23 protein-coding genes and 1 pseudogene are annotated in these 22328 nt (G+C 37.7%); 11 read left to right on the top strand and 13 right to left on the bottom strand.

Translation table 11 applies throughout. The annotated features are described in order from the left end of the window. The first annotated feature begins 252 nt into the window (after positions 1–252). A complete protein-coding gene (locus tag AC1M9K_RS14125; RefSeq protein WP_481589604.1) occupies positions 253–1170 on the top strand; it encodes a matrixin family metalloprotease in 918 nt (305 codons plus the stop codon). A gap of 100 nt (positions 1171–1270) precedes the next feature. Then, positions 1271–1645, top strand: a complete 375-nt coding sequence (locus AC1M9K_RS14120; RefSeq protein ID WP_035270344.1) for a hypothetical protein — start codon at positions 1271–1273, stop codon at positions 1643–1645. 58 nt (positions 1646–1703) lie between these two features. Here the strand turns inward: AC1M9K_RS14120 and AC1M9K_RS14115 are convergent, their stop codons facing one another. The 3 genes from AC1M9K_RS14115 to purE all read right to left on the bottom strand — a co-directional run bounded on the left by AC1M9K_RS14115 (position 1704) and on the right by purE (position 5265). Then, positions 1704–2984, bottom strand: coding sequence for a lytic murein transglycosylase (locus AC1M9K_RS14115; protein ID WP_481589603.1), 1281 nt, complete (start codon positions 2982–2984; stop codon positions 1704–1706). Positions 2985–3615: 631 nt separating this feature from the next. Beyond that, a complete protein-coding gene (locus tag AC1M9K_RS14110; RefSeq protein WP_481589602.1) occupies positions 3616–4737 on the bottom strand; it encodes a 5-(carboxyamino)imidazole ribonucleotide synthase in 1122 nt (373 codons plus the stop codon). Between the two features lie 15 nt (positions 4738–4752). After that, a complete protein-coding gene (purE, locus tag AC1M9K_RS14105) occupies positions 4753–5265 on the bottom strand; it encodes a 5-(carboxyamino)imidazole ribonucleotide mutase (protein ID WP_035270333.1) in 513 nt (170 codons plus the stop codon). A 286-nt stretch (positions 5266–5551) separates the two neighbouring features. Here purE and AC1M9K_RS14100 point away from each other — a divergent pair, with 286 nt between their 5' ends. Next, a complete protein-coding gene (locus AC1M9K_RS14100) occupies positions 5552–6814 on the top strand; it encodes a DUF2254 domain-containing protein (protein WP_481589601.1) in 1263 nt (420 codons plus the stop codon). A gap of 16 nt (positions 6815–6830) precedes the next feature. Here AC1M9K_RS14100 and AC1M9K_RS14095 read toward each other — a convergent pair whose 3' ends face one another. Further along, positions 6831–7175 (bottom strand): DMT family protein, encoded by a 345-nt coding sequence (locus AC1M9K_RS14095; RefSeq protein ID WP_035270328.1) that lies wholly within the window; start codon positions 7173–7175, stop codon positions 6831–6833. Between the two features lie 252 nt (positions 7176–7427). On the opposite strand from AC1M9K_RS14095, the gene mpl reads away from it, so the two are divergent. Further along, a complete protein-coding gene (mpl, locus tag AC1M9K_RS14090) occupies positions 7428–8798 on the top strand; it encodes a UDP-N-acetylmuramate:L-alanyl-gamma-D-glutamyl-meso-diaminopimelate ligase (RefSeq protein ID WP_481589600.1) in 1371 nt (456 codons plus the stop codon). A 34-nt stretch (positions 8799–8832) separates the two neighbouring features. Here the strand turns inward: mpl and AC1M9K_RS14085 are convergent, their stop codons facing one another. Both AC1M9K_RS14085 and AC1M9K_RS14080 read right to left on the bottom strand, forming a co-directional pair. Next, a complete protein-coding gene (locus AC1M9K_RS14085; protein ID WP_035268576.1) occupies positions 8833–9120 on the bottom strand; it encodes a GNAT family N-acetyltransferase in 288 nt (95 codons plus the stop codon). 21 nt (positions 9121–9141) lie between these two features. Next, positions 9142–9429, bottom strand: a complete 288-nt coding sequence (locus AC1M9K_RS14080) for a GNAT family N-acetyltransferase (protein WP_035268578.1) — start codon at positions 9427–9429, stop codon at positions 9142–9144. Positions 9430–10065: 636 nt separating this feature from the next. On the opposite strand from AC1M9K_RS14080, the gene AC1M9K_RS14075 reads away from it, so the two are divergent. Next, positions 10066–11028: a TerC family protein gene (locus AC1M9K_RS14075; RefSeq protein ID WP_035268580.1), complete on the top strand. Its 963-nt coding sequence runs from the start codon at positions 10066–10068 to the stop codon at positions 11026–11028. A gap of 68 nt (positions 11029–11096) precedes the next feature. Here the strand turns inward: AC1M9K_RS14075 and AC1M9K_RS14070 are convergent, their stop codons facing one another. Next, a complete protein-coding gene (locus tag AC1M9K_RS14070; protein ID WP_092768731.1) occupies positions 11097–11660 on the bottom strand; it encodes a nucleotidyltransferase family protein in 564 nt (187 codons plus the stop codon). A gap of 164 nt (positions 11661–11824) precedes the next feature. Here AC1M9K_RS14070 and AC1M9K_RS14065 point away from each other — a divergent pair, with 164 nt between their 5' ends. The 5 genes from AC1M9K_RS14065 to AC1M9K_RS14045 all read left to right on the top strand — a co-directional run bounded on the left by AC1M9K_RS14065 (position 11825) and on the right by AC1M9K_RS14045 (position 15426). Continuing rightward, positions 11825–12880 carry a Rieske 2Fe-2S domain-containing protein gene (locus tag AC1M9K_RS14065; protein ID WP_481589599.1) on the top strand — a complete coding sequence of 352 codons (1056 nt, stop codon included), beginning with the start codon at positions 11825–11827 and terminating at the stop codon, positions 12878–12880. A gap of 52 nt (positions 12881–12932) precedes the next feature. After that, entirely contained in the window at positions 12933–14264 is a 1332-nt protein-coding gene (gene guaD / locus AC1M9K_RS14060) for a guanine deaminase (RefSeq protein WP_481589598.1), read from the top strand. After that, a complete protein-coding gene (locus tag AC1M9K_RS14055) occupies positions 14230–14361 on the top strand; it encodes a hypothetical protein (protein WP_257219949.1) in 132 nt (43 codons plus the stop codon). Before guaD ends, AC1M9K_RS14055 begins: the two co-directional genes overlap by 35 nt. A gap of 136 nt (positions 14362–14497) precedes the next feature. After that, positions 14498–15025, top strand: coding sequence for a hypoxanthine phosphoribosyltransferase (hpt, locus tag AC1M9K_RS14050; RefSeq protein WP_035268589.1), 528 nt, complete (start codon positions 14498–14500; stop codon positions 15023–15025). A 149-nt stretch (positions 15026–15174) separates the two neighbouring features. Further along, entirely contained in the window at positions 15175–15426 is a 252-nt protein-coding gene (locus tag AC1M9K_RS14045; protein WP_035268591.1) for a GlsB/YeaQ/YmgE family stress response membrane protein, read from the top strand. A gap of 52 nt (positions 15427–15478) precedes the next feature. On the opposite strand, the gene AC1M9K_RS14040 is transcribed toward AC1M9K_RS14045, so the two are convergent. Next, a complete protein-coding gene (locus AC1M9K_RS14040; RefSeq protein ID WP_481589597.1) occupies positions 15479–16180 on the bottom strand; it encodes a DsbC family protein in 702 nt (233 codons plus the stop codon). 217 nt (positions 16181–16397) lie between these two features. Here AC1M9K_RS14040 and AC1M9K_RS14035 point away from each other — a divergent pair, with 217 nt between their 5' ends. Then, positions 16398–17591, top strand: a complete 1194-nt coding sequence (locus AC1M9K_RS14035) for an MFS transporter (RefSeq protein ID WP_481589596.1) — start codon at positions 16398–16400, stop codon at positions 17589–17591. 47 nt (positions 17592–17638) lie between these two features. Here the strand turns inward: AC1M9K_RS14035 and mnmE are convergent, their stop codons facing one another. From mnmE to rpmH, 5 genes and pseudogenes are all read right to left on the bottom strand, one after another. After that, positions 17639–19003 carry a tRNA uridine-5-carboxymethylaminomethyl(34) synthesis GTPase MnmE gene (gene mnmE, locus AC1M9K_RS14030; RefSeq protein ID WP_481589595.1) on the bottom strand — a complete coding sequence of 455 codons (1365 nt, stop codon included), beginning with the start codon at positions 19001–19003 and terminating at the stop codon, positions 17639–17641. An 80-nt stretch (positions 19004–19083) separates the two neighbouring features. Then, complete coding sequence (gene yidC, locus AC1M9K_RS14025; RefSeq protein ID WP_481589594.1) at positions 19084–20838, bottom strand: membrane protein insertase YidC; 1755 nt, start codon at positions 20836–20838, stop codon at positions 19084–19086. Between the two features lie 5 nt (positions 20839–20843). Then, positions 20844–21165 (bottom strand): annotated as a pseudogene (gene yidD, locus AC1M9K_RS14020) (membrane protein insertion efficiency factor YidD). Positions 21166–21174: 9 nt separating this feature from the next. After that, positions 21175–21567 carry a ribonuclease P protein component gene (gene rnpA, locus AC1M9K_RS14015; RefSeq protein WP_481589593.1) on the bottom strand — a complete coding sequence of 131 codons (393 nt, stop codon included), beginning with the start codon at positions 21565–21567 and terminating at the stop codon, positions 21175–21177. A gap of 32 nt (positions 21568–21599) precedes the next feature. Beyond that, a complete protein-coding gene (gene rpmH, locus AC1M9K_RS14010; RefSeq protein ID WP_000831329.1) occupies positions 21600–21734 on the bottom strand; it encodes a 50S ribosomal protein L34 in 135 nt (44 codons plus the stop codon). Between the last annotated feature and the right edge of the window lie 594 nt (positions 21735–22328).

The raw sequence follows: 22328 nt of genomic DNA, 5'->3' as shown, positions 1-22328 counted from the left end.
TAGATTTTTTCCTCCCTTGCAACCCCTTATTTCACTTATTTTAAACGGGTGTTGCTTTTTTCGACTAAAAAGATGAAAAACATGAATTTTCACTCGTTTTTTAATCATTATTCATATTTATTTTCATCATTCATTTAAATTTTACGAATAATTTTCATTTTTATACACACTGGAGCTCATATATTTTGATGTTTTATTTTCCAAAATGTTTTTTTAGGCTACATTGAATAAAAATTAAGTTGAATTGCTCGCATGATGCGCTCCATTATTCTGATCTTTTCCTTTTTATGCGTTGCATATTTTGCTGTACAACGTTTTATTCATCCTCAATTAAATCACAATTCAACTTTAGATCGGCTTCAACACCCCATTGATCAACGCCTAAGATATCGTATTGGGTTTATTGACCCAAGATTTCAACTTGATACAGAGGCATTACGCCAAATAACTCAAGAGGCAGCGAATATCTGGGAAAATCAAACTCAACAAAAGTATTTCGTTTACGACCCCAATGCTCGTCTTACAATTAATCTCATTTTTGATGAACGTCAAAATGAATCCAATTATAGAAAGCATACGCTAAAGCAATTTGAAAATAGCAAATCATTAGCCGACCAAATGAGATTACAGCTAGAGCAAGAATCACAACAACTTGAATTTTTAAAACAGCAAATTGAACAGCAGCAACACAACTATAGTAATGATCTAGATCAACATAATAATTTCGTCCACCACATTAATGTCTTAAACACATCTATTACAGATTCACAACTTCAGCAGATCAATAACTCTAAGACACGGCTCACACAGCAGAAGCTTGGGATTGAAAGCAATATTGAACGATTTAACATCTTACGAACAGAACTCAACGATAAAGTTGAAAAATTCAACCAATCCCAACACCAACAACGTAAAGCTATTAATGAGTTTAACCAAGTTTTTCAAGCCAAAATGTTCCACAAAGGCGAGTTTAATGGTCGTGAAATCAATATTTATGAATTTCAATCTATAGATGAACTTCGAATCACATTAGCTCACGAATTAGGTCATGCATTAGGTCTTCAGCATACTAATGACCCCAATGCCTTAATGTATCCAATTCTAGAAAAGCAGAATTTCTCCAATTTTAAATTGACTACTGCCGACCTCGAACTGCTAAAAAGTCGATAAAATCAGCGCCACAGTTCAATCCCATAATTAAATTACGGATTTAATTGAATAGTTTTGAATTCGTGTTAAGGTATTTTAAAATTAATCAGAGGAGAGAGACGTGAGTTATTATCATATTATTCTTGAGGTAAATGATCATATCAGCACGATCGAGGAAACTCGTGATATTGAAATATTTGATATTGTCGAGCTTCAACCTTATCTCTACTCAATTTTACTGCCATATTTCAATAAACAACTCATCGAACTCGATGATGAGAACATTAAATTCGAAGACGTCTTACATATTCAAATTAAGCAAACATTATTACCTATTCAAGATTTAATTGAAGAGGAACAACGCCAGCTTCCAAGCGATACAGATGTCACCATTACAGCTTATGAAATTTTTAACGATCGAGAATTAAGTCAAGATGTAACCTTAGTCATTTTTGACTTACTCGATGCTGTTAAAATCGATCGCTCTATTATTTAGAAACATCATCACAAAAAAAGGTCAACCTATGTTGACCTTTTTTAATCCGAGAACCTATTTATTGCATCATCAGCTGAGCCTGCTCATTTCTAAATGCACTCAATATCTGCTGTCCCGCTCGACCTGTAGGATTTAAGCCCAATCGGGTTTGCTCTTGACGAATTGCCTGTCGAGTTTTATCCCCAATTAAACCATCAATCGCACCAATATCGTAACCGCGCCGGATTAAATAGCGTTGAATTTCTCGGCGTTCTGCTCTTGATGTACCAGGATCATCAGTCGGCCAAGCTTTTGCAATTTTAGCTTTTCCTTGCAATCGATCTGATAAATGTGCGATTGCCAACGCATAACTTTCTGCTGCGTTATAACTATATATAGCATCAAAATTTTTAAATACTAGAAAGACCGGCCCAGCACTGCCAGCAGGCGCAAGCAACCCAGCTTGAGAAGATGCAGAAAGATTACCCTGAATTAAAGGGGAGCCATCCACTCTATTCAATCCTTGATTGACCCAATAAGACAATGCTTTCTTATTACGTCGCCCCTCACCTACAACTGACATTCCTGCAGGAATCTGCACTTCAAATCCCCAAGGTTGACCAGTTTGCCATCCTCTTTTCTTCAAAAAATTTGCTGTTGAAGCCAAAGCATCTGGAATACTCGAGACTAGATCACGTCGTCCATCACCATCAAAATCTACAGCAAGCTCATCATAGGTTGAAGGCATAAACTGAGTATGACCAAAAGCCCCTGCCCACGATCCTCTCAATTGTTCTTCCCGAACATCACCACGCTGTAAAAGTTTCATGGTGGTAAAAAATTCACCTCTAAAATACGATTGACGGCGCCCCTCACAGCTTAAAGTTCCCAAAGCTTGAAGCAATGGATAGCGTCCAGAAATATCACCATAGTTACTCTCAACTCCCCAAACTGCAACCACCATTTCAGCTGGAATGCCATAAGCCACACTTACACGGTCAAGTGTTTCTCGATGCTGTTGAAGTTTCTGTTGCCCCAATTGAACACGTTCATCATCAACTAAACCTGACAAATAATCCCAAATTGGCGTCGAAAATTCAGGCTGATAATTTAAACGTTCAATCACAGAATAGTCAGGAGTTAAATTCTGCGTGTAACGATAATACGTCGCCGAGCTAACCCCTCTAGTGATCGCTTGTGATTTTAAATTCGAGATGCATTGCTGAAAATTAGGAGCGGATGACACAGTTGGCGTCATGGATGGCGAGGCTGTCACAGACTGACCATTAATAATCAACTCAGCATGAGTTTGAGACATCGCTAAAATAAATGAACCTATCGTGAGTGCAAGCCGTTGCATAAGACCCTGTAATTCTAAAATGTTGGAATTATGTCTTTACCTTAACAGCTCACTCTAAAAATTAAAGCATCGAATCGTAAATTTAAATTCATACTTTCTACTTTTTTAAATTTATTTTGAAAATTTAAATTTAAAAACTTATCCACAATCTAGTTTTAAATTCATTTGTTATTGAATTTAAATTTAAACCGCCACACAACATTTAAATTCAAAAAACTTATCCACAGTCACCCAAAACCACAAATCAACCTAAATAATTGAAAATTATAAATATTAAAATAATTTAATTTACTCAATAGATAAGAATTTAGATATAAATCTTTAAATACATTTTTGAATTCAAACCTCAATAGTAACTTTGAATTCAAAATATCCTGCAAGCCTATTATTTTGAATTTAAACCTACTTTGAATTCAAAGTTAAGATGGCTCACATAAGCCATAATCAAATTTATACACAGTTCAAAATATGTATTCTAATCAGAACTAATAGTATAATTATTATGCAATTTTTTTAAAATTTCATCCGACCAATGGCAAGTGATTTTTAAAGAGGCGCAATCATGCCTTAAACAAGATAAATAAAAAAGCGACCACTCGTGTGATCGCTTTTTTTATCACCAACTTAAAGTCTAGATGGTCATATCTTCACTTAATGCTAATGGGTTTGGTAAAATTTTCGACAATTGGCGACAGAGTGTAGTCAATTCTGAGCTATCGATTGGCATTAAGGTAATATGACCAATTTTACGACCTTCACGTTCTGACTTGTTATAAAGGTGCAAATGTGCACCCTCTAAAGCCAACACATCTTCAGTCTTTGGATGCTGACCAATAATGTTCACCAATACCGTTGGACGAATCATCTCAGTTGAACCCAAAGGTAAGCCTGCAACAGCACGGATATGGTTTTCAAACTGAGAGCACACAGCACCCTCAATCGACCAATGACCTGAGTTGTGTACACGTGGCGCCATCTCATTAGCATATAAGCCTTTGTCCGTCACAAATAGCTCAAGCGTCAGCACACCGACATAGTTCAAATGGTTAAGCAAGCGAGTGATGTAATCTTGTGCTACAGGTTGTAGATCTACACTGTTCGGTGCAGGGACAATCGAGTGCGATAAGATACCATTGTGATGGTGGTTCTCAGCCAATGGCCATGTTTTCACATCACCATTCTGACCACGTACTGCAATGATTGACACTTCACGTGAGAAAGTCACAAAACTTTCAGCAATCAATTCACCCGCAGGACCAAGTTCCGCCCATGCTTGATCAATTTGATCCTCAGTGCGTAAGACAAACTGACCTTTACCATCATAACCACCACGTGAAGTTTTTAGTACGATTGGAAGACCAAGTTCAGCGACCGCGTTTTGTAAACTCGCTAGTGATGTCACCGCTTTGTAAGGTGCTACTGGAATATCTAACTCATCAAATAACGCTTTTTCAGACAAGCGATGCTGAGCAATCGCTAAAGCCTGACGCGGGGGATGCAGTTGCTTGGTTTCAGTTAATACATCTACATCTGACAATGGCGTATTTTCAAATTCTAAAGAAAAGACTTCTGCACTATTAATGAAATCCTGTAAGCCATTTTTAGCTTGAGTTGAGATCACTGGACCCAAAGCAGCAGAAGGGCAGTCTGTACTTGCTTCAAAAAAAGTACATTGAATATTTAATGGAAGTGCCGCCTGCGCCATCATTCGACCCAATTGACCGCCACCAAAAATACCGATGGTTTTATCCATAAGATTTCTCTCGAATTAAGCTTGACCAGGAATATTTTTACTCGCAACTTTCTCAGTTTGCGCTAAACGAAAATCGGCTACATTCTTTGCAATATCTGGGCGAGTTAAACCTAAAATTTGTGCCGCCATAATCGCAGCATTGGTCGCACCTGCAGGACCAATTGCCAATGTACCGACAGCAATACCTGCTGGCATTTGTACAATGGAAAGCAATGAATCAACACCATTCAAGATCGAAGATTTAACCGGCACACCTAGAACAGGAAGATCAGTCTTCGCTGCGCACATACCCGGTAAATGCGCTGCACCACCAGCACCCGCAATAATCACTTGGATACCACGATCACGAGCTTGCTCAGCATATTCAAACAAACGATCTGGCGTACGGTGTGCTGAAACAACTTCCGCTTCAAAGGGTACACCAAGCTGATTCAACATATTGGCAGTGTGTTCGAGTGTCGCCCAGTCTGACTGAGAGCCCATGATAATTCCAACGAGAGGAGTGTCTTGTGAAGCGGCCGCATTCATTGCAATGTTTCCAGAGATTAAAGTAAGAGAGATAAATCTCGACGAGAGCCAAGCTTTAATAAGAACTCACTATTATAGACTGAAAATGAATAGGTCTAAAGTTAAGCTGATAAAATAAGGATTAAAAATATATACTTGTTAATAGACATAAAAATGAATTTTATGATTGGTCATTGTTCTGCCTCATCCACCTTAAACATCTGGCTCATTCAAGATAAATTGAAATTGAATTTGGATTAAACTGAACTAAACCATTCAAATTAAAAAATAAAAAGGAGAATATAGCATGTGGTTTAAACTGAAATTATGGTGGAATAACCCTGCAGAAAATTTATGGTTTACACCAGCACTTGGAGCTTTATTAGCGATTTTTTTCTCTTTATTTGCAACTGCAAGTCGTTATTTTATTCCATCACACGCGGTTCCAAATATCAGTATTGAAACACTAAGTAGCCTACTGGATATCATTGCTTCGAGTATGCTGGCGGTCACTACATTTTCACTTTCGATTATGGTTGCCGCATTTGCTTCAGCTTCATCGAGTGGTACGCCACGTGCTTATAAGCTGATGATGAATGATGATAATACTCGTCTCGCAATTACCAGTTTTATTTCCGCATTTATCTATGCCGTCATCGCAAAAATCGCTTTAGGTTTACAATATTATGGCGTTTCGGGTCGATTTGTCTTATTCGTAAGTACCATTTTGGTTCTCATTTATTTGATTGTGACATTAATTCGCTGGGTACAAACATTGTCTCAGCTTGGCACATTAACCAATGCTATTTCTAAAATTGAAACAGCAGCATCTCAAGCTTTAAGTACATTCCGTACACACCCCAACTTTGGCGCTTCTGGACAAAAACCATTGGGCGAAAGCCAACTCAAAATACACCCAAAACAGACAGGTTATTTTACTCATTTTGATATTGAGTCCTTAAATCTTCTTGCTCAAACTCACAATGCACATATTCATCTTGCTTTTCTTCCTGGGAAATTTGTAGACCCATCACTGGTTCTGATTGAAGTCTTTGCAGAAAATCTAATAGATGATGAAGAATTAAAAAATTTAGAACAACAAATTCATGAATACGTAATTATCGAAACGAACCGTAGCTTTTTACAAGACCCAAGATTTGGTTTATTGGTCATGAGCGAGGTTGGACAAAAAGCGATGTCAGCTGCAATTAATGATGTGGGTTCAGCAATTAGTGCGATCAATGCCTTAACGCGGATTATTATTGATAGTCAGCCAGATCCAGAACAGAAAACTTTTAATTTCTCGAATATCAGTGTCGATATGTTTGATATTCGTGAGTTTATTAGCAGTAGCTTTGCACCGATGGCACGGGACTGTATAAGTAATATCGAATTAAATCAAAGAATAATTAAATGCTTATCCATGATTGAAAAAAATGTATCAGAACCGGAACTACGGGAAGCTGCTCATGAAATGGCACATGAAATCTTGGCACGCTGCTTAAAACATTTTGATTTTGAACCTGATCGTCAAAGATTAGTTCGGGAATATGAAAATAACTTTAGTTAATCTTCATCCTTTTGAATCATGGTGTTCTAAATACAAAATAGACACAACCACATAAGCAAAGTGCAGCCCATACATAATCTAATTTGAAAGGCTGTTTAAACATGAAAATCATGAAAGGAACAAATACCAATAGCGTAACGACTTCCTGAGTGATTTTCATTTGTCCCACAGCCCAGCCATTTTGAGCCAGCATCTTGGTTGCAGGAATCATTAAGCTGTATTCGAATAATGCAATGATCCAACTAAATAGAATGGCTTGCCATAAAGGGGCATCATGCGGCAAAAATTTTAAATGACCATACCACGCCAAAGTCATAAAGCAATTTGCTAAAATCAGAAGCAATAAAGGTAAATAAATCATTTAAATCTCAAGTTAAATCGTCCGCGTTATTCTACGATTAAATCATTTCGTTTCATCATACTAGATTAAAAATATTCATATATTTTAGCTCATAAGTTTAAAAATTTATTTCTGCAAAATTTTACGGAATGCCTTCTAATAATCACTATCTTTTCACCAAGACCCTTGTTATCGTTGACATCAAATCAAATAACACATGACAACAGCACCAAAAAGATGTTTGTGTCGAAAAGAGTAGTGGAGTAAATCATCATGCATCTGCATATTTTGGGAATCTGTGGCACCTTTATGGGATCGTTAGCACTGTTAGCTCGAGACCTAGGGCACACAGTGACAGGCTCGGACCAAAATGTGTATCCACCTATGTCGACACAACTTGAAAATGCGGGTATTACCTTAATGCAAGGTTATGACCGTAGTCATTTGCAACCACACCCAGATTTAGTGATCGTTGGTAATGCCATGAAACGTGGAATTGACGCCGTTGAATACATGCTAAATCAGGGTTTACCCTATATCTCTGGACCACAGTTCCTTGCCGACCATGTGCTACAAGGTAAACATGTATTAGGGGTTGCTGGTACACACGGAAAAACAACCACTACCACGATGTTAGCTTGGGTATTAGATCAAGCGGGCTTGGAACCGGGCTTTTTAATTGGTGGTGTACCACTTGGATTTAAAGAAAGTGCTCGTCTAGGCGGAGGTCAATATTTCTGTGTAGAAGCAGATGAATACGACTCTGCCTTCTTTGATAAACGATCTAAATTTGTTCATTACCATCCAAAGACAGCTATTCTGAATAATCTTGAATTTGATCATGCAGATATCTTTGATGATCTCGCTGCCATTCAAAAACAATTTCATCATTTGGTTCGTACTATTCCAAGTGAAGGCCGTATCATCGCACCAATCACTGAATCAAATATTGATGAAGTTTTGTCACAAGGCTGTTGGACACCGATCGTCCGTACATCGCTTGAATCTCATGATCAAGCAACTATCTCTGCAAACCAACTTTCTGCAGATGGTACTCATTTCCAAGTCTTAAAAGACGGCGAAGTAAAAGGTACAGTCCAATGGTCGATGACAGGTCAACACTCCGTTGCAAATGCTTTAGCAACCATTGCAGCTGCAGAGCATGTAGGTGTTTCCATTGAAACTGCATGCGAAGCATTATCGAATTTTGATGGTGTAAAACGCCGTATGGAGCTCCTCGATAACATTCGAGGTATTGAAGTTTTCGATGATTTTGCTCATCACCCAACAGCAATTGACACAACACTGGATGGTGCTCGTAAACGACTAGGCGAACGTAAACTATGGGCTATTATTGAGCCGCGCTCAAATACGATGCGAATGGGAAGCCACAAAGATGGTTTAGCATATTCTGCTCGATTGGCAGATGAAGTGATTTGGTATCAACCTGAGGGTTTAGATTGGGATCTACAACCTGTTGTTGAAGCTGCTCCAAATAAAGCTGTGGTAGCGCGTACTTTAGAAGAGATCATCCGAAATGTCGTGAATGAAGCAGGCGAGGGGGATGCCGTTGTGATCATGTCAAACGGTGGATTTGGTGGTTTGCATCAAAAACTCATTCAAGCACTCAAAGCAAAAGAATAAATAAAAAAAGCCCGCTCTGCGGGCTTTTTTATATTTAAGCTATAACGTCATGATATTCATTATGAAAACGCTTAAACATGACAACCACATAAGAGCAAGTTGGAACAATTTTTAATTTTTCTGTACGAGCAAATTCTACAAGTCGATCTAACAATAACTTTGCAGTTCCTTGTCCACGTAAACGATCATCGACCCAAGTATGATCAGCTATAATGATCTGTGGAGTTTGGTAACGATAGCTGATTTCTGCAATTCTTGATTGATCTGCGTCCGTGAGATAAAACTCACCGCCTTTCACACTATCGATATGTTCAAACTGCATATGACCGCTCACTGTATGATTTTATTTAAACAGAACATCATGGATTGCTTCATCTTTGTTGAAAACAGATTTAGCAAATGGACAAAGCGGTAGGATTTTAACATTCTTTTGACGAGCTAATTCCACCGCACGGTCAACAAGTTGACGTCCCACGTTTTGCCCTCTTAATGAATCATCAACCCAAGTATGATCAATAATAAATTTATCTTCACCTGCCCATGAATAAGTCATTTCAGCTAAATGATGGCCATCTTCACCAATAAAAAACTCACCTTTTGATCCATTTTCTTGATGTTTAATTTCTAACATTATCATTATCCTATCATTCGTTATTAAATATAGATTAGAACGACATATTTACATAACACTATGAAAAAATGGGACAAACTTGTCTATCAATTACAAATTCAAAACTTTAATTTATTTTAAAAAAAGAAATATTATAAAAAACAAAAATATAGATTGTCAGTCATAATCATTAAATGTTATTTTTTTAAAATATAAATGTATTATTATTGTTAAAACATTAATGAGTAAATGAAATGGATATCTATTTAATATCAATTGTAGTATTGATCATCATTGCAATAATCTTATTAATTTCAATTTTTAAAGACAAATTTAATAACCCATTTAAATAATTTGCACACAACTTATAAGTGTGTCATCCTTTGTGCACTCGAAATCAAATGAAACGATTTCAACGTAATTTATTATCAAATTTGAACAAGGGGAGTAGCCTCCTCCAACAGTACTTAAATACTGTGTCAGAATATCGTCATTACACTTTGAAAGAAGTCGGTATCTGAGCATCATTTCGATTATCTAAAATGCATAATCAAAATGGTGTAGGCAAGACCTTGATCATGTTGTTTCAGAATTATTATCTGGCAACTGGTCGAGGTTTTTTTATGCCAAAATCAATTGCCAGTATTGGAGATCACTATGGAAACCATAGGCAATATTTGGCTTTATGTCATTTTTTTTGGCATCGTCACGATTATGCTCTTAATTGACTTTCTAGGTTTTAAACAAAAAGAAGGTCAAGAAGTTAAAGTTAAAACTGCTGCTTATTGGAGTATTGCATGGGTCACTGTCGCAACACTTTTTGGTGGTGGACTATGGCTATATCTAGAAAATACCGCTGGTATAAACGTAGCCAATACGAAAGTTATGGAATATTTTGCCGGCTATTTACTGGAAAAGTCACTCGCAATTGATAACGTCTTTGTGTGGCTAATGATTTTTGCTGCATTCGCTATACCTCCTGCACTTCAACGTCAATTACTCCTTTATGGTGTATTGGGCGCTATTATTCTCAGAACAATTTTTATTTTTATCGGTGCGTGGTTCGTTCAGGAATTTTCGTGGATCCTCTATATCTTCGGTGCTTTCCTTGTATACACTGGATTTAAATTCCTTAAAGGACAAGAGGATGATCCAAATATTGAAGATATGGCCATTCTGAAATGGCTACGTAAACACATGCGAATTACTCCACAGTTGGAAGGAAATAAGTTTTTCGTAAGGCAAAATGGCGTTCTATGGGCAACCCCATTATTTTTAGTGCTAATTTTAGTCGAGGCATCTGATGTTATTTTTGCAGTCGATTCTATTCCAGCGATTTTTGCGGTCACCACTGATCCTTTTATCGTCCTTACAGCTAACTTGATGGCTATCCTCGGTCTACGGGCTATGTTTTTCTTACTGTCTGGAGCCGCTTCAAAAATGCATTATTTACCTTATGGACTTGGGGCTATTTTAATTTTTATCGGTTTCAAAATGCTTATGCTTGACGTATTTCATATGCCAATTTGGATTTCATTAAGTTTTATCGTGATTGTCCTTTCAATTACTGCATGGCTTTCAATCCGTTATAGTAAAAAACATCATCAAATGACCTTATAAGGTCAAACTTTGTTGAATTCAATAAAGCCTTCATCTGAAGGCTTTATTTATATCCTTAGATGAGCCATCTAATTCACAATGCTTAACTTAGGCCATCGTTCCAAAAAACATTTTGACTTAAGCCTATGTTCAAAGACTCCACGTGAAACCAAACGATCATTCCACCTTAATTTTAAAGTAAATAAATCTTCAAGCCCCAAAGGTGCGAGGATTTCAATATGATTATTCTCCATTAATTTGATGGCGATTGCGGTTGCCGTTTCTGGCCAAAAACTCATAGCATGATGTACTGAAGTATATGGATCAATTTGAGCACCTTCATCAGTTCTGTACCAATGATGTACCAGAGCTTGATTTGTAATGTCCCAATGAATATTAGGATATCTATGTTGAAGTGCACCCTTTAAATAATTTCGTCTCTCATCCATTTTTTCTGAAGGATCAAAATAAATGACATCAATTTCAGTTTCAAAAATGGAATAATTTTGATTATGTAAATAAGACCAGATCCAATTTCGAATCAAGCCCGCACTAAAATAGGCCGCACTATCAATCTGCCGTAAACACTGTAAAAGTTCATAGATATCTACATTAGATCGTATTAAATGGCTTAACTTCTCATATAAGTCCATGGGTGAATTCACTTTATATATTTTGATTAGAATTTAATATTTCCACTCAGCTCTCCAATTTTAAATGTTAAGAGACGGTTGGCAAAGATCTTGCATCATCTCCAAAGAAAAAAGCTCAGTAAATTTAGCGCAGCTCTTCGGAGCTCTTTTTTTAGGAAATGACGATGAATATGATTCCCGCATTAAATCCACTCAGTGCACCTTGCCAATGTAGTTTCGACTTACAAGATTGGGAAATTCTCGCGCAATATTGGTATCCAGTGGCTCGTATTCAAGATGTTTCAACCACACCACATCAGGTCACTTTACTTGATGTAAAAATGGCGATTTACCAAACTGACAATGGGGAAATTCGATTAGTGCGTGATATCTGCCCTCATCGTGGTGTACCTCTAAGTAAAGGATGGGTAGAGGGTGAAGAAATTATTTGCCGATATCACGGTCTAAGATTCGACCTTGCAGGGAAGTGTACAAAAATTCCTGCTCAACCTGATTTAACTAAGATATCTGACCGTTTTAGTTTAACCCAATTTCCAGTAATTTTGAGATATGGACTGGTCTGGACTAGCTTGCATGGACGTGATTTTCAACACAATAATATTCCCCAACTTGACACTTGGGATCATCCTGATCATCAGTCTATTTTACCTCCATATGTTGATATTGCAGGCTCAGCAGGTCGTCAACTCGAAGGATTCATTGATGTAGCTCACTTTGCATGGGTGCATCACGAAGCTTTTGCAGATCGAAACAACCCAGTTGTACCGAAATACCATACTGAGAGAACAGACTATGGCTTAAAAACAATTTATATTAGTGGTGTCAGTAATTACCCGCATGCTTTGAAACACCTAGAACCAGAAGGTTTTGAATGGAAAAGGACTTTTGATATTTACCCACCATTTTCAGCGATATTAACTGTAGATTTTCCAGACAATGGGATTTTAAAAATCTTGAATGCGTGTTGTCCTGTATCAGTCCATCAAACCAGATTATTTGTTCCTTTGACGCGTAATTTTGATCAGACTGGAGATTTACAAGCAGTCTATGATTTTAATGCCCAAATTTTTGCCGAAGACCAAGATATCGTAGAATCGCAAAAACCTGAGGAATTACCGCTTGATTTAATGATGGAAGCGCATTTTGAAGCTGATCGATCTTCGACTACTTATCGTCGTATTCTCGCAGAGTGGGGGCTCAGCAAACGATATACAGTTTAATTAAGATAGATCAGTTACAATCAACCGAAAAAATTAAAAGTGTAGGTTTTAAATGTCTTCTGTAGTTGCATCGACGGCGATTCGCGGTCGCTTCCTAGATATTCAGAATACGGTTGCCCAAGCGCGTGAAATTCACGACCAAGTGCGTTACGTAGAAGATGGTTTATTGATTACTCAAGCGGGTAAAATTCAATGGTTTGGTCGTTGGGAAGATGGGCAACAACAGCTCCATCAGCTTGAATCCTCTATTCAAGTTGAGCATTACCCAGATCAACTGATTGTTCCTGGTTTTATCGATACGCATATTCACTTTCCTCAAACCGAAATGGTAGGTGCGTATGGCGAACAATTACTCGAATGGCTGAACACTTATACCTTTCCTACAGAAATCCAATTTCAAGACAAAGCTTATGCAGACCAAATTGCACACTTTTTTGTCAATGAGCTGCTGAAAAATGGCACAACGACTGCATTGGTTTTTTGTACAGTTCATAAAGAATCTGTTGATGCACTATTTGAAGCGGCAGAACAATACCAGATGCGTTTGATTGCAGGCAAAGTATTGATGGATCGTCATGCACCTGAAGCACTGACAGACACCGCTGAAAATGCTTATACAGATAGCAAAGAATTGATTGAGAAATGGCATGGTAAAGGTCGAAACCTTTATGCCATTACGCCTCGCTTTGCGCCTACCTCTACACCAGAACAATTAAAAAGAGCAGGGCAGTTAAAAACTGAATATCCTGATGTATATATTCATACTCATTTGAGTGAAAACACCAATGAAATCGCTTGGGTGAAAGAGCTTTTTCCTGAGCAAAATGGCTATTTAGATGTGTATCACCACTATGGATTAACAGGCAATAAATCTGTTTTTGCTCACTGCGTTCATTTAGAAGAGCATGAATGGGATTGCATGCATCAAACAAATTCTGCAATCGCCTTCTGCCCGACTTCAAACCTCTTTCTAGGAAGTGGATTGTTTCCCTTGAAAAAAACCTGGGATAAACAAGTCAAAGTCGGTCTTGGCACTGACATCGGTGCGGGGACTTCATTTAATCAGCTTCAAACGTTGAATGAAGCCTATAAAGTTCAGCAACTCCAAGGCGACAAATTATCTGCATTTGAATCGCTTTATCATGCGACCCTAGGTGGAGCAAAAGCATTAGCGCTCGAGGATAAACTTGGTAACTTTAATATTGGAAAAGAAGCGGATTTTGTTGTATTAAATTTGAATGCAACTGCATTACAAACATTAAGACAACAACGCGCTAAAAATATTGAAGATGCACTTTTCGCATTGTTTACCATGGGTGATGATCGAAATATTGAGGCGACTTATATTTATGGACAAAAAGCATATCAACAATCAGCATCCTAATGCTCAGACTCAACCACAACACCCAATTAAAAAATATGTGTTGATTGGTGCTGTATTCTTAGTTTGTGCTGTCGTACTAAAACGCGATGCGCATTAATAAACCATTAGTTTACATTTCGTTTTTTTAAAAAGGGTGCAACATTCTGGGATATGTTTTAAAATCGAAGCATATTTCAGGTGTTGCAGGTCAACACCTTTTTTAATTTTAGAATTGTTGTTTTAGGTATCTACCCATGACCATTGACATGAAAGTGTTGATTTCCGCTGAAGAAATTCAAGCGAAAGTTAATGAACTTGGTAATCAAATTAATGCTCACTATGCAAATAGTGATCGAGAGTTGGTTCTTGTAGGCTTACTTCGCGGTTCAGTGATTTTCATGGCAGACCTATGCCGCACAATTGAAAAACCACACGAACTCGACTTTATGACAGTTTCAAGTTACGGCAGTGGAACGACTTCTAGTCGTGATGTTAAAATTCTAAAAGACCTTGATGGTGAAATTCGTGGTAAAGATGTTCTTGTCGTAGAGGACATCATCGATTCAGGTAATACGCTGAGTAAAGTGGTAGAAATCCTTGAAACTCGTGAGCCAAACTCTATCAAACTTTGCACGCTGATCAGTAAGCCTTCTCGAAGAGAAATCGACTTGGAAGTAGAGTTTCTAGGATTTGAAGTTGAAGATAAATTTATCGTAGGTTATGGACTAGATTACGATCAAAAATACCGTCACATTCCATTCATTGGTGAAATCGGTCTGTAATTTTTTTTAAGAAAGTGGCATATGCCACTTTTTTTATAAACAACAAAATAACAACAACATGTAGCGTGATTCTTCTTTTCAAACATCGATACATAATCAACTATATTTGAGCGACACAATAAAAATTCATGATAAAAAGGAGAACAAATATGTTTTCACTTATTGGAGCTATTCTTATCGGTTTTATAGCAGGTTTAATTGCTCGCGCAATTCATCCTGGTGACGATAAAGCAGGCTTCATCGTCACGACGTTATTAGGTATTGCTGGTTCATTACTTGCTACATATGGTGGACGCCTTCTTAATATTTATCCCGAAGGTTCATCGGCAGGTTTTATTGCTTCAGTCATAGGTGCAATTATCGTTCTGTTTATTTATAACCTCGTTACCAAAAAATCTTAACGAAAAAAAGCACCTTGTTAAGGTGCTTTTTTTCATTTCTATGAACTAGATTTTATAAGTTCAGCTCTTTCCAAATTTTTTCAATTTCTGAAGCTGGATAAGCGCCTGTTACCTTAAATCCATTTTCAAAAATAATTGCTGGCGTTCCTTGAACACCTAGACGACGTCCAAGTTCCAAATTTCTTTCAATAGGGTTTGAACAATCAGCTTGGGCTGTTGGTTGTTGATTCTTTTGTAAAAGGGCATTCCATGCAAACTCACGGTTTGCGGAGCACCAAACTTGTTTAGAGGGCTGGATCGATTGAGATTTAATTGGATACATAAACGTATAAATTGTCACATCTTTTAACTGGCTTAAATTATTTTCAAGCGTCTTACAATATGGACAATTTGGGTCAGAAAAGATCGCGAGCTGACGCTTACCATTCCCCCTTACAGTCTTAATGGCATCTTGAAGTGGAAGTTGTTTAAAGTCGACTGAATTATGTTTCAGCACCAAATCACGTGTTAGATTTTTTTGATCTTCGATACGAATCATTGATCCAAAGAATAAATGCTTAGCATCTTCATCAATATAAATAATCTGATTGTCTAAAGATCCGCTATAGAGACCTTTCATCTCAGTTTTTTGTAAATTTTGAATATTCAATTTTGGGTGCTGCGTTTTAATTTTTTGCTGAAGCAATTCAATATTCGCAAAACTAGAACTTGTAGACAGTGCAAGTAAAGCACTGATTAAAATTTTTTTATACATAAGTTGAGCATATGTTTGATGGATATTATTGCTTATTCTAATCTTCTACTTTCTACAAAGATCAGTTTTTATGTAATTTTAAACCTCATAAATTGTTTCACGTGAAACCAAATCTGACAGTTGAATTTTAACTGATTGAAGATAATTGACTCATGCTTAACAGTCGACATAGACTAATGAATCTTCGTATCAGCACTGCTGTTCTATAAGACAAATAATGAATGAAAACCAATCGTGGCGAGATTTTATTCTCGTAAGTATCGCACTCTGTATCGGCACCATTGGAACAGCGCTTGCTAGCCCACTTTATCCAATTTACCAAGAATTATGGGGGTTAAACCCGAGCGATATCACCTTTATTTTCGTTTCCTACATGCTAGGGTGCCTGACCACCTTACTGTTTTTGGGCAGAACCAGTAATACCATTGGTTATGTAAAAACTATGCAACTTGGGCTCATTTTTATCACCATTGGCTTGTTAATGTCTATCTTTGCGAGCGATGTCATGTCTCTCTCATGGGGAAGATTTATCATTGGTATCGCATCTGGATTGATGACAACATCTGCTCTTATTGGGCTTATTCAAACTGTTCCAACTTCCCATAAACAAATTGCACCACAATTAAGCTCAATCATTACTGCTGTTGGATTTGGGTTAGGTCCTTTATTTGGGGGATTTTTTGCTGAATTCTTTGCATATCCTTTGGTAATACCTTATGTACCCATTGTGATAGGTTCAATATTTTGCTTCTTTAGTCTATTTACACTCAAACCTATACCTTTTGATGTGCAAAAATTTAATTTTGCTCCCAAATTATTAACACCACAATCACATGATCGCACTCAATTTTTTATACTGAGCTTGACTGCATTTGCTGTTTTTGCAGGATTTAGTTTATACGCCTCACTATCTCCTTCATTTGTTAAAGACATTTTGCCTTGGCACGGTCCACTGATTAGTGGTTCTGCCATTACTGTCATTTTACTGATTTCAGCTGCGACACAATTTTTTTCAAGATCAATCAAACCGCAATCCAGCCTATTACTCGGTATCATGACTTGCTTCATGAGCGTGATCGCTTTATTCCTCTGTATGGAGTTTAAAATTAGCTGGTTATTTTTCCTAAGCGATGGTCTGTTTGGGATTGGACATGGCTTAGCTTTACTTGGGGCTTTCGGACTTATTCATCACATGACCACACCTCACAATCGAGCCGCCGTCATGTCTACTTATCTCTTTATCGGCTATCTCGGAACGATTCTACCCATCCTAGCAGTAGGATATTTAGCTGACCATTTTGGGCTTACAAATGCAGTGATTTGGTTCTGTATTGCAATTTCAATCTTACTGATTGTTTTATTCATAAAGCAGATGAGGGTTAAGCCAAGCAAGTTACCTTTAGCCAATTAACCAAAAAGCCCATTACTGGGCTTTTTAAACCACAGATAAAAACTCGTTTACTTCCCGATACAGAAAGAGCCAAAGATTTTTCCGAGTAAATCATCCGCACTAAAATCACCAGTAATTTCACCTAATGCATTCTGTGCGAGACGTAACGATTCTGCGACAAGCTCTCCTGCATGGTAAACAACAAGTTGTTCACGAGCTTCCGCAAGATAAGATTGAGTGCGCTTCATTGCGTCTAGGTGGCGTGTTCTTGCAATAAAGGTATCTTCTTCAGGCTGAAAGCCTGCATGTGCTGTAATCGCATCTACAAGCGATTGAACTCCCATTTCTTGCTTGGCTGAGACCGTAATGTGTCTAAAGCCTTTGAGATCAGCAACTTTGGCTTCACTATCTACTAAATCACATTTGTTAGCGATTAAAATTAAGCGTTTAGGATCGATATAATTAGCAAAGTAGGTATCTGCCAAATGCATCGGATCTTCACCTTGACTCAAATCGTAAACCAAGAGAAGAAGATCAGCATTTTCTATTTCCTTAATCGCTCGACGAATACCTTCCTTCTCAACAATATCTCCCGTTTCACGCAGACCTGCTGTATCCGTCAGGGTAATTGGCAAACCATTTAGGCTTATTTTCTCATGTAGTACATCACGCGTTGTACCTGCAATGTCCGTTACAATCGCGCGCTCAACACCAGCCAATGCATTCAATAAACTCGATTTACCTGCATTGGGTTTCCCTGCAATCACCACTTGTAAACCTTCACGCAGAAGTTGACCTTGGCGTGCTGATTGTTGTACTGCACCCACTGATGCTTGCACATCTTCCAATAACGCTAAAATTTTTCCATCTGCAAGAAAATCAATTTCCTCTTCAGGAAAATCAATCGCCGCCTCAACATGTAATCGTAAGTGAATGAGTTTTTCTAATACTGTATTTACTTTAGAAGAAAATGCGCCTTGCAATGAACGTACTGCAGAACGAGCTGCTGCTTGTGAAGTAGCATCAATTAAATCAGCGATTGCTTCTGCTTGGACTAAATCCATTTTTCCATTTTCAAAAGCGCGCATTGAAAACTCACCCGCTTTTGCTGCAATTGCGCCTAACTCTAACAGTCGACCCAATAATGTATTTTGAATCACCGGTCCACCATGACCTTGTAACTCAACTACATCTTCACCCGTAAAAGAATTCGGATTTGGAAAACAAATCACCAAACCCTCATCCATGACTTGCCCATTCGCATCAAGAAATTGACGAAATGCAGCATAACGAGCAGGACCGAGTGCCTTACCAGTTAAAGCCTCTGCTATGGCATATGCCTTAGGACCAGACAGTCGAATTACACCTACACCTCCACGACCTGGCGGTGTTGCAATCGCAGCAATAGTGGTTTGATGTTGTAGGTTCGTCATTGAAATGATCTCAAAGCAAGGCAAAAAAAATCCGCCTAAGGATATCACCTTAAGCGGATCGATTCAGCTACTAACAAAACTTAGTTCGTAGATGCTGTATCTTCTTTTGCTAAGCGAGCTTTCTCAACACTCTTATTGATCAGACCTTGCTGAAGAATCGTGATCAAGTTGTTGACAATCCAGTAAAGCACAAGTCCAGCAGGGAAGAACAATAAGAATACCGTGAAAATAATCGGCATAAACTTAAAGACTTTTGCTTGCATTGGATCTGTCGGCTGTGGGTTCAACATTTGTTGAACATACATCGTCACACCCATCAACAATGGTAGGATAAACCATGGGTCCATTGCAGATAAATCTTGAATCCAACCTAACCAAGGAGCGTGGCGTAACTCAACAGACTCCATGAGCACCCAATATAAAGCCAAGAAAATTGGCATTTGAAGAAGTAAAGGTAAACAACCAGATAATGGATTGACTTGTTCACGCTTATAAAGTGCCATCATTTCTTGTGAGAAACGCATACGGTCTTCGCCGAACTCTTCTTTCATGCGTTGCATTTCTGGTGCAATCACACGCATTTTTGCCATAGAGCGATAGCTCTTAGATGAAAGAGGCCAAAGAATAAGTTTCACAAGAATTGTCAATAGAATAATTGACCAACCCCAGTTTCCAACAATGCCATGGAAGAATTGCAAACCTAAAAATAGCAATTTCGCAATTGGCCATAACCAACCATAATCAACCGTTTGATTTAAACCAGTTGCCAAGTCTTTTAATTCAGATTGAATTTTTGGACCTGAGTAGAATGTTGCATCAACAGTCATTGTTTTGCCAGCTGGCACATTAATGGTAGGCGAAGTAAAGCCAATGATATTCATACCATCAGCAGATTTACGTGACTCCATTTTTGCAGAATACGGCTGGTTACCGAAGTTACCAGGTACCCAAGCACTTACAAAGTAATGCTGAACCATTGCAACCCAACCACCTTGAGCCTCAACACTTAACTTTTCTTCATTAAAATTATCAAATTTTAATTTGTTATAGTGTTCATTAGGTGTACCCCAAGCACCACCTAAATAAGTGCCCAGTGTAAAGATTCCTTGATCAGTTTTACCTGGATCTTCAGAGTTGTCACGTTTGATCTGACCAAACATTTGACCTTGCCAGTTTTGCTGACTACGGTTAATCACTTGATAACTTACGTTAACTGGATATGCACCTTCTTGGAAAGTGAACGTTTTGATGATTTCAACACCATCAGCCGTTTTTAATACCATTGGTACTTTTAACACTTTCTCAGCTTCACCATCTTTATTGGTGGTTGCTTGAGCATCAGCTAAAGTATAAGTCGACTTTTCAAACTCAAATGTTGGACGTCCACTACGGCTACTGTCAGGTCCATTTAAACCAATTAAACCTGATTGAGCGACATAAGTACGTTTCTCATCATTTTCAAGCATAACGAACGGTTGTTCACTATTTTTACTTTTATCATGATTGAGTAGTTCAACACGGACAATGTCCCCACCTTTAGGGTTAATCCAAAGATGATATAAATCAGTTTGAACAGCAACTAATTGTTGATTTGCTGTTGCAGGTGTAGTTGTGTCTTGTTGTTCAGCTGCAATATTTGCTTGCGGTATATCAGTTAAACCCGCTGTCGTTTGGCTCGTTGGCAGATCAGCAGAAACATCTTGGGCAACGACGGCAGCAGGTGCTGTCGCAGCAGTTGTTTCAGTTTGACCATAGTCTTTTTGCCAAGCAAGAATAAGCAAATATGCGGTGACAAACATGGCCCCGAGAATTGCAAACCTGGCCCATTGTTGCATATCGATTACCCCAATTGGTTAGAGTGATTTTTGGTTCAATAAACGCTCACGCAAGGGTACAGTAACGTGAGTCATTTGAGAATCTATTTGCTGAAATGAAATAAAACGAATTGCTTTTTTGGGAACAGGATCATATCCACTTCCACCCCACGGATGGCAACGACAAATCCGTCGCGTTGCATACCAGACACCTTTAATCGGGCCATGTATATGAATAGCTTCTAACGAGTATTGAGAACAAGTTGGGAAATAACGGCAACGAGGTCCAAGGAGCGGACTAATCGCAATTTGATAGAAACGAATCAACCAATGCAATATACGGACCATTGGCCACCTCTAACTTTGAGGAGAGGGAACTGATATTTTATGATGTTTTTTTACAAGACGCTGTAGCTTCTGCCATGCAAATTGTAATTGCTTATGCAATTCAGCATTCGGAATCGACTCAATACCTACCTTAGGCATGACCACAATATCCAACAAATCTATATCTTGCTGATTTAAGCGAAAACTTTCGCGAGCAATACGTTTTATTCGATTTCTTTCATGTGCACGGCGCACTTTCTTTTTAGCAACAACAATACCTAAACGGCTTTTAGGCTGTTTAGTTGGTGAAGCCAAAAATAAGAAATGGGGTTGATGCACTTTAAAAAGCGCACCATCAAATACACCTTTGTAATCTGCAGCACAGCGGATTCTCACCTCTGGACTGAAACTATAAAGTGTCATAACACCCAAATCGTCGATAAACTAAACTGGTATTAAACAGTTAAGCTGTGACGACCTTTTGCACGACGACGAGCTAATACTTGACGGCCAGCTTTAGTCGCCATACGAGCACGGAAACCATGAACGCGTTTACGCTTTAATTCAGATGGTTGGAAAGTACGTTTCATATCGAAACTCCAAAGTTGGTGTTCTATAAAGGTTCGCGATTGTATTGTGCATTGTTTGTTCTGTCAATATTAAACAGTAATGTGTAACACTTTTGATGGAAGTTGCTTAAGTCTGAGAAAGATACAAATTTGTTAAATAATCTATTTATACACAAAATAAATATATGTTTTTATTATAGTATTTAAGTTAACCACAGAAATATCCATAAACTTATACACAAGATGAAATTTAATTATGGTTGATTTTTAAATTTGAATTTAAATTTAAACACAAGGAACGATTATCCACAGAAAACCGAATCTTATTAAATAAATTCAAATTTATAAATTTAAATTTATTACTATTAGGGTTGTGATTTTCTATGGATAAGGCATTATTTTTTTTAAAATATATATACTTAGGTTGTTGATAACTATGTTTTCATATTTTTTATAGATTGTGGATAAGTTATCGTTTTTATTTATCCACAGTTTGTGGAAAACCTTATCCACACCCTATTTTAAATTTAAATTTAGACTTTTAAATTTGATTATTTGTGGTTAAAGTTCAAAATTACTCATGACATATGTGGATAACTTGGGTATGATTGCCTC

The sequence above is a fragment of the Acinetobacter sp. 24-47-67 genome (assembly GCF_056779735.1).
Note: the sequence above shows the minus strand (reverse complement) of the source record. Positions and strands in the feature narration are given on the sequence as shown.